The 11,689-nt window shown below is 69.5% G+C and carries 9 protein-coding genes; 6 read left to right on the top strand and 3 right to left on the bottom strand.

Annotated elements, in window-relative coordinates; all coding sequences use genetic code 11:
• Nucleotides 1-91: 91 nt before the first annotated feature.
• A complete protein-coding gene (locus VD659_RS08195; protein ID WP_423260697.1) occupies nucleotides 92-1,108 on the top strand; it encodes an aldo/keto reductase in 1,017 nt (338 codons plus the stop codon).
• Between the two features lie 108 nt (nucleotides 1,109-1,216).
• Here the strand turns inward: VD659_RS08195 and VD659_RS08190 are convergent, their stop codons facing one another.
• Entirely contained in the window at nucleotides 1,217-2,125 is a 909-nt protein-coding gene (locus VD659_RS08190) for a LysR family transcriptional regulator (RefSeq protein ID WP_423260624.1), read from the bottom strand.
• A gap of 29 nt (nucleotides 2,126-2,154) precedes the next feature.
• A complete protein-coding gene (locus VD659_RS08185) occupies nucleotides 2,155-3,189 on the bottom strand; it encodes a LacI family DNA-binding transcriptional regulator (protein WP_423260623.1) in 1,035 nt (344 codons plus the stop codon).
• A 202-nt stretch (nucleotides 3,190-3,391) separates the two neighbouring features.
• On the opposite strand from VD659_RS08185, the gene VD659_RS08180 reads away from it, so the two are divergent.
• The 5 genes from VD659_RS08180 to VD659_RS08160 all read left to right on the top strand — a co-directional run bounded on the left by VD659_RS08180 (nucleotide 3,392) and on the right by VD659_RS08160 (nucleotide 11,487).
• A complete protein-coding gene (locus VD659_RS08180; protein ID WP_423260622.1) occupies nucleotides 3,392-4,696 on the top strand; it encodes an ABC transporter substrate-binding protein in 1,305 nt (434 codons plus the stop codon).
• Nucleotides 4,697-4,767: 71 nt separating this feature from the next.
• Nucleotides 4,768-5,652 carry a carbohydrate ABC transporter permease gene (locus tag VD659_RS08175; RefSeq protein WP_423260621.1) on the top strand — a complete coding sequence of 295 codons (885 nt, stop codon included), beginning with the start codon at nucleotides 4,768-4,770 and terminating at the stop codon, nucleotides 5,650-5,652.
• Between the two features lie 2 nt (nucleotides 5,653-5,654).
• Nucleotides 5,655-6,551, top strand: coding sequence for a carbohydrate ABC transporter permease (locus tag VD659_RS08170; protein ID WP_423260620.1), 897 nt, complete (start codon nucleotides 5,655-5,657; stop codon nucleotides 6,549-6,551).
• A 50-nt stretch (nucleotides 6,552-6,601) separates the two neighbouring features.
• Entirely contained in the window at nucleotides 6,602-9,214 is a 2,613-nt protein-coding gene (locus VD659_RS08165; protein ID WP_423260619.1) for a family 78 glycoside hydrolase catalytic domain, read from the top strand.
• Entirely contained in the window at nucleotides 9,211-11,487 is a 2,277-nt protein-coding gene (locus VD659_RS08160) for a glycoside hydrolase family 3 N-terminal domain-containing protein (protein ID WP_423260618.1), read from the top strand. The genes VD659_RS08165 and VD659_RS08160 overlap by 4 nt, the downstream gene beginning before the upstream one ends.
• On the opposite strand, the gene VD659_RS08155 is transcribed toward VD659_RS08160, so the two are convergent.
• Nucleotides 11,473-11,673, bottom strand: a complete 201-nt coding sequence (locus VD659_RS08155; RefSeq protein ID WP_423260617.1) for a hypothetical protein — start codon at nucleotides 11,671-11,673, stop codon at nucleotides 11,473-11,475. The genes VD659_RS08160 and VD659_RS08155 overlap by 15 nt on opposite strands.
• Between the last annotated feature and the right edge of the window lie 16 nt (nucleotides 11,674-11,689).

Raw genomic sequence — 11,689 nt, 5'->3', positions numbered from 1 at the left:
TTCGCGACGTGTCATGATCGTCTGGGCGCACTTCCCGCGCCGCTCGCACCCGCGCGCGCCCCGCGCATCCGTTCTGGAAGGACTCCCCTCGATGACCGCCGAGAGCTACCTCGCCGATTCCACCCGCTACGACCGGATGCCCTACAACCGCTCGGGTCGCAGCGGCCTGAAGCTCCCCGCCCTCTCCCTCGGCCTCTGGCACAACTTCGGGCACGAGCGCGCCCTCGACACCCAGCGCGGCATCCTGCGCCGCGCCTTCGACCTCGGCATCACGCACTTCGACCTCGCGAACAACTACGGCCCGCCTGCCGGCTCGGCCGAGACGAACTTCGGTCGCGTGTTCGCCGAAGACCTGCGCCCCTACCGCGACGAGCTGATCGTGTCATCCAAGGCGGGCTATTACATGTGGCCCGGCCCCTACGGCGAGTGGGGTTCGCGCAAGAACCTGCTCGCCTCGCTCGACCAGTCCCTCGCGCGCACCGGGCTCGACTACTTCGACATCTTCTACTCCCACCGCTTCGACCCCGAGACGCCGCTCGAGGAGACCATGGGCGCGCTCGCCACCGCGGTCACCTCCGGCAAGGCGCTCTACGTGGGCGTGTCGAACTACTCGCCCGAGGCCACCCGCGAGGCCGCGCGCATCCTGGCGACCCACGGCATCCCGCTCACCATCCACCAGCCCTCGTACTCGATGTTCAACCGGCACATCGAGGGCGGGCTGCTGCCCGTGCTCGACGAGGTGGGCGCCGGCTCGATCGTGTTCTCCCCCCTGCAGCAGGGGCTGCTCACCGACCGCTACCTCGACGGCACGGTGCCCGAGGGCTCGCGCGCGGCGACCTCGCACTTCCTCTCGGCCGACCGCATCGAGGACACCTACCTCGCGCGGGCCCGGGCGCTCAACGACATCGCCGCCACGCGCGGGCAGACGCTCGCCCAGCTCGCGCTCACCTGGGTGCTGCGGCACCCGCAGGTGACCTCGGCGCTCATCGGCGCGTCGAGCGTGGCGCAGCTGGAGCAGAACGTGGCGGCTCTGGATGCGGCGCCGCTCACCCCCGAGGAGATCGCGGCCATCGAGCCCTACGCCGTCGACGGCACCGCCCGCGGCTGAGCCGGGTTCGGGTTCGGCCTCATCGCCGTGCACCGTGGGCGGAGCACCCACCACCTCGCTGCCCCTGACGATCGGGCTGGTCGGCGCGGTCTCGTCCCCGTCATCCCGTCATCGTCTGAGAGACTCGGCCACGTCGCTCAGACGATGACGCAGCCACTGGTGCCCCAGGTCCTTCTCCCGCGCCTGGCTCCACCAGAAGGCGTGCCGCACTCTCGGGATGGCGACCGGGCACTCGACCACGCGCATCCGCGGGTTGAGCTGCATGCGCTCGGCCAGGCTCCGAGGGATGAACGCGACGCGGGGGGTCCCCTCGACCACGTCGGGGAGATTCAGGAAGCTCCGCGTGACGACCTGGGTCGACGGATAGATCCCGATCGAGTGAAGGTGCCGCGCCGCGAGCGTGACGGACGTGCGCCCGCTGTAGGTCATCGCCCAGGGCAGGGCGCCGACGGCCTCCAGGGTCAGGTCGGCGGCCGCCGGATTCTCGCGGTCGACCAGGCAGAGCCATTCGTCTTCGAACAGGTCGAGCGAGTCGGTCGTCTGGAGGTAGCCGTGCGGGAGCACGATGCCGTCGATGTCGCGCAGCGAGTCCGGGGCGCCGTCGACGTGGCTGTCCGAGACCGTCTCGAAACTGATCTGCGCTCCGGGAGCGGCGCTCGAGATCACCCGAGACAGCTCGGCACCGAACACCGCCGTGACGTAATCGGAGCACATCACCCGGAACCGCCGGCCGGTGGTGGCCGGGTCGAAGGCCTGCTCGAGCCGGAACAGGCGCGAGATGAGCTCGTCGACCGCGGGCAGCTCGGCCAGGAGGTCTTCGGCGAGCGGGCTGAGGAAGTAGGCGTTCGACGCACGGATGAGCAGTTCGTCGTCGAAATACCGCCGCAGTCTGCTCAGCGACGCCGAGACCGCAGGCTGGCTCAGGTGGAGCCGTTCAGCGGCACGGCTGACGCTCTTCTCCTCGAGCAGCGCTTTCAGCGGCACGAGAAGGTTGAGGTCAATCGTCGACAACTCCACGGGTCCACGCTAGCCGAGTGTGCGGCCGATCAGGCCGAACTGCTCTCTCTCACGATGAGGGCGGGCTCGAGCACCACCGAGCGGTGCACGTGCGCGTCGCCCTCGACGAGCTCGGCCATCGCGAGCTCGGCGCCCACGAACCCCATCTCCTCCCCGGGCTGGCCGATCGTCGTGATGGGGATCGGCGAGTCCCAGGCCGCCTGGTTGTTGTCGTAGCCGACGACGGCCACGTCGTCGGGCACGCGGATGCGACCGTGCGATTCGAAGGCCTGAAGGATCCCCGCGGCAAGGAGGTCGGACGCGGCGATGATCCCGTCGATCCGGCCGCGAGCGATGTCGTCGACCAGCTCGGTGCCCACCCGCCATCCGTCGGACCTGTTGATGCCCGTGGGCACGATCTCGGCGGCCGCCGAGAGGCCGGCCTCGGCGAGTGCCGAAGCGAAGCCCCGGCGCCGCTCGAACACGGGCCGGAGGGAGTCGGGTCCGCCGACGAAGGCGAGCCGCCGCCGGCCGAGATCGATGAGGTGCTGGGTGGCGAGGTACCCGCCGCGTTCGTTGTGCCCGTCGACGCTGCAGTATGACGCGGGGTCGGCCTGGAAGTTCAGGAGTACGAGCGCGCGCGTGCCGGCGACGCGCCGCACGATCTCCTGGAAATGGTGTTCGTCATTGAGGGTCAGCAGGGTGCTGAGCACGCGGGACTCGGCGAAGAGGTCGAGGTAGCGGTCCTCGCTCTCCAGGCGTCCGTCGCTGTTCGCGAGGAGGAGGCCCATGCCGGCCTCAGCGGAAGCCCGCTCCGCGCCGCGCGCGATGTCCACGAACAAGGAGTTGCCCATGTCGCTCATGATCAGGCCGATCGATCTGCTGCTGCCTTCCGCGAGCGAACGGGCGGCTCCGTTCGGCACGTAGGCAAGGGTGGCGATCGCCTGCCGGACGCGCTGCAGCGTCGCTTCGGCGACCCGCTCCGGGTGGTTCAGGACGTTCGACACGGTGCCTTGCGACACGCCGGCCAGGCGCGCCACGTCGGAGATGCCGGGGCCGCCCGGCACCCCGTTGAATGTTGACACGCACACACCATAACCGTCCGGCGCCTGTCGCCGCGGACACCGCAGGTGGATTCATTCTCGCGATGAGGGGTATCGACGCGAGTGATCGTCCCACGCTCGATTCCGCTTGTCCAAGCGTTGAACGGCCCCGTAGCATCCCGAATTGAAGCGCTCCAAGAGCGCGCGAGCGGCGCACATCTGCGCACACATTCAAGGAGGAATAGTGACTACAGCACACAAGAAACTCGCACGGAGGGCGCTGCCCATCGCCGCGCTCCTCGGCGCCGGGACCCTCATGCTCACCGCATGTTCGAGCGGCGACGCGGCGAGCACGGGGGCGACGGAGTTCTCCTACCTCTCCCTCGCGGAGAACACCGCGGTCCAGGACACCCTGACCGCACTGAGCACGGGCGAGTGCGCCGCGGACCAGAAGGCGCTCCCCCTGAACATCACCACGCAGCCGCAGGCCAGCATCGACCAGCAGCTCCAGTTGCTGGGCGGCCAGGGCGCGCTGCCGGCCGTGTTCGCGGCGGGCAACTCACCCCAGGTCATCAAGGACCTGGACACGAGTGGCCAGGTGCTCGACATCGGCTCCACCTTCGACACCCTCGGCATCTCCGACGACATCATCCCCGCCGCCAAGTCCACCATCGACGCGCTCTACGGCAGCCAGATCGTGCTGCCCACCGAGTTCAACGTCGAAGGCATCTGGTACAACAAGAAGATCTTCGCCGACAACGGCATCCAGGCCCCCAAGACCTGGGACGACCTCGTCGCCGCCTCGGCCACGCTCAAGGCGGCCGGCATCACCCCGCTGTCGGCGGCTGGCAAGGACGGCTGGCCGATCACGCGCCTGATCGGCAACTACATCTACCGCACGCTCGGCCCCGACGCCCTGCAGAAGGTCGCCGACGGCGAAGCCAAGCTCACCGATCCCGAATACGTCGCAGCGGCTCAGGCCATCGCCGACCTCGGCTCGGCGGGCGACTTCGGCCCCTCCGTCGGCTCCGTGGACTACACGACGGCCGTCAACCAGTTCGTGAACGGCCAGGCCGGCATGTTCTACATGGGCAGCTGGATCCTGTCGGTGTTCAACGACCCGGCGCAGAACAAGATCGGCGCCGACAACATCGGCTTCGTGCCGTTCCCGTCCGTCAAGGGCGGCTCCGGGAGCAGTGACCAGCTCGCCGCGAACATCGGCGTCCCCCTGGCCATGTCGAAGTCCGCATACAACCAGAAGGTGGGCGACTGGCTCACCTGCATCGGCGACAACTACGGCACCGACTCCCTGAAGAACCAGGGCGTCATCACCGGCTTCACGGTCAAGACCCCGGTCGCCGACCTCCCGCCGCTCACCAAGACGATCCAGGATGCGGCCGCGGCCAGCCCGAAGAGCGTGTTGTGGTTCGAGGCGCTGTTCAACGCGAAGGCGACCTCCACCAGCCAGACGAACGGCTCGCAGCTCGCGACCGGAGCTCTCTCGCCGGCCGACTTCATGGCCAAGGTGCAGGCCGACCTCGGCAAATAGCACGACGGGGGTCGGGCGCTCCGGGGAGGCGCCCGACCCTTCCCTTTCCTCGAACGACCAAGAAAGCACTCATGAATCGCGTACTCGGCGACTGGCGCGCCATCACCATCCTTCTGGGACCCGCCCTGCTGGTCTACACACTCGTCATGCTCGTGCCGATCCTGTGGTCGCTCGGCTACACGGTCTTCGAGGGCAATCCCATCACCGGGTTCACTTTCGTCGGACTCGACAACCTCGCGAAGCTCTTCACCGATCCGCGCGTGCTCGACGCCCTGGTGTTCACCCTCAAGTACGCCTTCGTGCTCACCGTGCTGCAGGTGGTCTTCGGCTATCTCCTGTCGCTGATGTACGTCTTCTGGCTCCGCCGCGCCTCCGGCCTCGTGCGCACCCTGGTCTTCTTCCCCGTGGTGCTTCCCACCGTGGCGGTAGCCCTCCTCTTCCAGAAGCTGTTCGAGATCGTGCCGCAGAACGGGCTCGTGAACTCGCTCCTGAACACCGTCGGCATCCCCTCGGTCGACTGGTTCAGCAGCGCCGACTCCGCCTTCTGGGTCATCATCATGATGGACGTCTGGCGATCGATGGGCTTCTACGCGGTGCTGCTGTACGCCGGGCTCGTCGACATCCCCGAAGAGATCCTGGAATCCGCGCGACTGGACGGCGCATCCGGCTGGCGGCTCGTGCGGCACATCGTGATCCCGCTCTCGCTCCCCGTGCTGCTCTCCTCGATCATCTTCAGCATCAACGGGACACTGAAGGTGTTCGACTCGATCCTCGCCCTGACCGCCGGCGGCCCCGGGAGCACGACGACACCCTTGACGCTGTACATGTACCAGACGTCCTTCACCTACGGCGAATACGGCTACGGCAGTTCGATCGCACTCCTTCTGACGATCCTCTGCCTCATCGTGACCGTCTTCATCTTCCGTTCGTCGCGACGCGACCTCACCAAGGGCTGATCATGAGCACCACTGCACTCACCAACCCCGCCGCCAGCACCTCGGCACGGCGCCCGCCGCAGCGGCGTCGCGGCTCGCGCATCCTGAAGAACCTGCCGAAGATCATCGTCGTCACCATCCTGCTGATCACGGTGGTCTACCCGTTGTTCTGGCTGCTGATGGGATCGTTCAAGACCCAGGACGAGTTCCTGAACTCCCCCACGTGGGCCCTGCCCCAGACCTGGTCGTTCGACAACTACGTCGAAGCCTGGACGACCGGCAACCTGGGCACCTACGTGCGCAACAGCATCCTGGCCACCGCGCCGGCGCTGTTCTTCACGATCGTCTTCGGCGTCGCAGCGGGCTTCGCCCTCGAGGTCATGGTGTGGAAGGGCCGCGGAGCCGTGCTGCTGGCGTTCCTGGCCGGCATCATGGTGCCCGGTCAGATGATCCTGCTTCCGCTGTTCACGATCTATTTCAAGACCGGCCTCACGGGCTCGCTCCTGCCACTCATCATCACCTACACGGCCATCGGCCTTCCGCTGACCGTCTTCATGATGGCGACCTACTTCCGCAGCGTGCCGCGGGAGATCTTCGAAGCCGCCACCCTAGACGGCGCCAGCATCTTCCGGACCTTCCGCTCGATCGCTTTCCCGCTGGTGAAGAACGCCATCTTCACCGTGGCGCTGGTGCAGTTCTTCTTCATCTGGAACGACCTGCTGATCGCCCTGACGTTCACCACCCGCAGCGATCTGCGCACCATCCAGGTCGGGCTGCTCAACTTCACGGGGCAGTTCGGTCAGGTGCAGTACGGGCCCACTTTCGCCGCGATCTGCATCAACGTCTTCGGCACCCTGGTGCTCTACCTGATTCTGAACCAGCGGGTCATGAAGGGCATGACCGCCGGAGCGGTCAAGTGACGGGCCCCGCCCGCTCACGACGACTCCGAGTCGAGCACCGTCGCGATGCGGTGGGGATCGACGTCGCCGCACCGCGCCTGAGCTGGGTGGTGGAGCACAGCGGCAGCGACGTGCAGACCGGCAGCGAGGTGGAGATCCTCCGCGATGGCGGGATCACCCGGCACCTCAGCGACGCCCGGTCCACCTCGTTCCTCCCGTGGCCGGCCGCTCCGCTGCGTTCGCGGGAACGGGCGGTGGTGCGCGTGCGCTCGCGCCTGGAATCCGGATGGGCCGACTGGTCGGATCCGCTGCCCGTCGAAGCCGGCTTGCTCGAGCGCAGCGACTGGGCCAGCGACTTCGTCTCGCCGTCGCTCTCGGCTCCGGCGGACGCCGCGCGGCCGGCATACCTCCTGCGCGCCGCCTTCGCCGTCAGGGGCACAGTGCGCAGGGCACGGGTGTACGCCTCCGCCCATGGCGTCTACGACTTGGAGGTCAACGGCGGCGGGGCCGGCGACGACGACCTGCTGTCTCCCGGCTGGAGCAGCTACGCCCACCGGCTGCGCTACCGCACCCTAGACATCACCGGCCAGCTGGCCGACGGCGAGAACGTGATCGGCGCGTGGCTCGCCGACGGCTGGTACCGCGGCCGGCTGGGCTTCAACGGCGGCCTCTGGAACATCTACGGCAGCGACGTGGCCCTCCTGTGCCAGCTCGAGCTCGAAGACGACCTCGGCGCCCGGGTCGTGCCGCTGACCTGGACCTGGGCACCGGCGCCCATCGTGTCCACCGGCCTCTACGAGGGCGAGACCCACGACCAGGGCCTGGCACATGCCGGCTGGTCGGCTCCGGGATTCGATGACTCCGCCTGGCAGCCCACATCCACCATCGCCCTGAGCGGCACGCCTGCGGTGCTCGAAGCACCGACCGGGCCCGCGGTGCGGGTCGTCGAGCGCCTCAACCCCGTCGCCGCCGAGCGGCGGCCCGACGGCCGCGTACTGCTGGATTTCGGGCAGAACATCAGCGGCAAGCTGGAATTCACCGCGCGCGCCACGCCAGGCCACCAGATCGTGCTCCGGCACGCGGAGGTGCTGGAGCATGGCGAGCTGAGCCTCCGGCCGCTCCGCACGGCGCAGGCACGGGATGTGTACGTGTTCGGTTCCGATGACTTCGAGACGTGGACCCCGCGGTTCACCATTCACGGCTTCCGGTACGCCGAGGTCGAGGGCTGGCCCGTCGATCAGGACCCCCGCACCATCGAAGCGCTCGTCATGCACTCCGACATGTCCCGCACGGGCCGATTCTCGTCGTCGGACGAGCTTCTCGACCGCTTCCACGAGAACGTCGTGTGGAGCATGCGCGACAACTTCGTCGACCTTCCCACCGACTGCCCTCAACGCGACGAGAGGCTCGGCTGGAGCGGCGACATCCAGGTCTTCGCTGCCGCGGCCGCCTTCCTGCACGACAGCACGGGTGTGCTGCAGAACTGGCTGCGGGATCTTGCGGCCGAACAGATCGAGTACGGCTCGGTGATGAACTTCCACCCGTGGGTGGCCTGCGGATTTCCCAGCGCACCCGCCGCGGCCTGGGGCGACGCCGCCGTCATCGTGCCCTGGGTGCTCTACCAGCGCACCGGCGACACCGGCATCATCCAGGAGCAGTTCGGCAGCATGAGCGCCTGGATCGAGCAGGTCTACACGCTGACCCACGAGACCGGGCTCTGGAACGAGGGCTTCCAGCTCGGGGACTGGCTCGATCCCGCCGCCCCGCCCGACCGGCCCGACCACTCGGCGACCGATCGCTACCTCGTCGCGACCGCCTACCTCGCCCACTCCGCGCGACTGGTCGCACGGGCCGCCTCGGCGCTCGGCGACCCCGCGGGCGAGGAGAGGTACTCCGGGATCGCCGACAAGGCCCGGAGCGCGTTCCGCCGGCAGTGGGTGAGCCCGGCCGGCCGCGTGGTGAGCGACACCGTCACGGCGCTCTCCCTCGCCATCGCGTTCGAGCTGCTGGAGGGAGCGGAGTCCGCAACCGCGGGAGAGCGCCTGGCGGCACTGGTCGCCGCGGGCGGCTACCGCATCCAGACGGGCTTCGTCGGCACACCGCTCGTGTGCGACGCGCTCGCTTCGACCGGGCACATGGATGACGCCTATCACCTCGTGCTGCAGCGCGAGACGCCCTCCTGGCTGTGGCCGGTCTCGATGGGGGCGACGACGGTCTGGGAGCGATGGGACAGTCTTCTCCCCGACGGTTCGGTGAACCCGGGCGAGATGACCTCGTTCAACCACTACGCGCTCGGAGCGGTCGTTGACTTCCTGCACCGGCGCGTGGCCGGTCTCGCGCCCGCCGCACCCGGATACTCCTCCGTGCGGTTCGCGCCAGAGCCCGGCGGCGGGCTCTCCCGCGCCTCGGCCGCTCACGAGAGCTCGTTCGGACGGTACGAGATCACCTGGGTGCGCGACAGCGAGTCCCTCGCCGTCGAGATGACGGTGCCCGCCGCGGGAGAAGCCGTGTTCGTGAACCCGACCGACCCGGAGCGGATCGAGCGTATCGGGCCCGGCACGCACGTCATCCGGGTGCCCTTCCGCGCGCCCGAGGACGACCCGCGGCCGGAGAGGGTGTGGAACATCCACAACCCCGACGAACGCCGGCAGATGGAGCTCGAGCGCGAGGGAGTCGGAGGGTGACCGGCGGACCGGCATCTCCCGGCGCGGCCGGGTCCGGGATCGCGCTGAGCCTCGAGGAACAGGCGTCGTTGCTCTCCGGCGCGGACATGGCCACCACCGCGCCGATCGAACGGATCGGCCTGCCCGCGGTCGTGATGACCGACGGCCCGCACGGCCTGGCGATGAACCTGCCCGACTTCGCAGGCAAGGTGCGGGCCACGGCCTTCCCGACCGCGGCGAACCTCGCGGCCACCTGGAACCCGCGGCTCGTCGAGGCGGTGGGCGAGGCCATCGCCGTCGCGGCGCGGGAGGCCGGCGCGAACGTGCTCCTCGGGCCGGGACTGAACATCAAGCGCTCGCCTCTGGGCGGCCGCAACTTCGAGTACTACTCAGAGGATCCCCTCGTCAGCGGCCGGATGGGCGCCGCCTTCGTGCGCGGCGTACAGAAGACCGGAGTGTCCGCCTGCCCCAAGCACTTCGCCGTGAACAGCCAGGAGACCGACCGGATGCGCGTGAGCGCCGAGGTCTCGGAGCGCGCGCTCCGCGAGATCTATCTCAGCGGCTTCGAGCAGGTCGTGACCGAGGCGCGACCGCGATCGATCATGGCGTCGTACAACCGCATCAACGGGGTGCCCGCGAGCGAGAACCCCTGGCTGCTGACCACGGTGCTGCGAGAGGAGTGGGGCTTCGAAGGCGCGGTGGTCTCCGACTGGGGTGCGGTGGGCGACCGGCTCGCGGCTCTGCGCGCCGGGCTCGACCTCGAGATGCCCGGCACGAACGGCGCGTCGGCCGAACTGGTGCTCGACGCGGTCGAGGCCGGCACGCTCGACGAGGCGGTCATCGGCGCCGCCGCCGGCCGTATCGCCGCGCTCGCCCGCTCCTTGACCCGCGAGCCCGCAGCACACCGCGAGGCAGACGAGGACGCCCTCGCCCTCGAGGCCGCGCTCCAGTCGATCGTGCTGCTGAGGAACGACGGCGTCCTCCCCCTGGCGGGCGGCTCGGATTCAGTCGTGGTGGTCGGCGCGCTGGCGGAGCGGCCCCGGTTCCAGGGAGGCGGGAGTTCGCAGGTGAACGACGAGGTCGCCGAGAATCTGCTCACGGCGCTGCCCCGCGCGGGGATCACGGTGACGGCCTTCGCTCCCGGCTACTCTCTGCACGGCGAGGCCGACACCGCTCGCCTGCTCGACGAGGTGCGGTCGGCGACCGCGGGCGCCGAGCTGGTCGTGGCCGTGGTGGGACTCGAAGAGCAGTCGGACTCGGAAGGCCGGGACCGCGTGGACCTGGCCCTCCCGGCCGCACAACGCGAGGCGCTCGCCGTCGCCGCCGGCTCCGGCGCGAGGCTCGTGGTGGTGTGCTTCGGCGGCGGCGTCCTGACCGTCGACGACTTCGCGGGCGACGCGGATGCGGTGCTCTGGGCCGGCCTCCCGGGCCGGCGCGGGAGCACGGCCCTGGCCGCGATCCTCACGGGCGCCGCGAACCCCTCGGGCAAGCTGACCGAGACGATCCCGCTGTCTCTCGCGAGCACGCCGACCTTCCTGTCGTTCCCCGGCGAGGACGGCACGGTGCACCACGGCGAAGGGATCTTCGTGGGCTACCGAGGCTACGACGCGAGCGACACCCCGGTCGCCTATCCTTTCGGGCACGGACTCGGCTACACCTCGTTCCGCTACGACGACATCGAGCTCCGGCTCGACCGCGACGCCGATCGCGTCACCGCCGTCTTCACGGTGACGAACTCTGGCGCGCGGCCCGGTGCCGAGGTCGCCCAGGTCTATGTCGGCCAGCCCGAGGCGGGCGTCGCCCGCGCACGCCGCCAGCTGGCGGATTTCGTGCGCCTCGAGCTCGACCCCGGACAGTCGGAGCGTGTCGCGCTCACGCTGCCCCGGCGGGCGTTCGAGCGGTGGAGCGAGCGGGCGGGCGGCTGGGTGCGCGATGCCGGGCGACACCGCATCGACGCCGGCGCCTCCTCCCGCGATCTCCGGCTCACCGCGTGGCTCGACCTCGACGCGACCGGCCCGGTTCCGCCGCTCACGACGGCCTCGACACTGCGCGAATGGATGACGGACCCGGCGGCCGGTACCGCCCTGCTCGCCCGGGTGCGTGAGGAGCTCTCTCCCGAAGGCACCCTGGGCCTGCTCACGAACGAGCACGTGCTGCTGATGATCGGAGACCTGCCGATCGGACGGCTCGCGGCCGACCGCGGGAACGTGCTCACGCATCCGCTGCTGGAGGCGGCCGCCGACGACGTCAACTCGCGACGGCGCGCCCCGGAGCGGCCGTCAGGCCTGCGGTGATCGGCGAGCGCCGAGCGTGCCGCCGATCGGCCGCCCCATCGTGGAGAAGCTGATGGCGAGTGGGCGCCGGCCCACCACGCCGGCCACCGATGCCAGGGCGGTCGAGCCGGTCGCCCTGCCGAGCAGGACCCCCAGCTCGGCGCCCCCCACGCAGACGGCGACGATGCCGATCTGAGCCGCTCTCATCGGAGACCGATCGAGG

It is taken from the genome of Herbiconiux sp. 11R-BC, assembly GCF_049472555.1.
Taxonomy (GTDB): Bacteria; Actinomycetota; Actinomycetes; order Actinomycetales; family Microbacteriaceae; genus Herbiconiux.
Note: the sequence above shows the minus strand (reverse complement) of the source record. Positions and strands in the feature narration are given on the sequence as shown.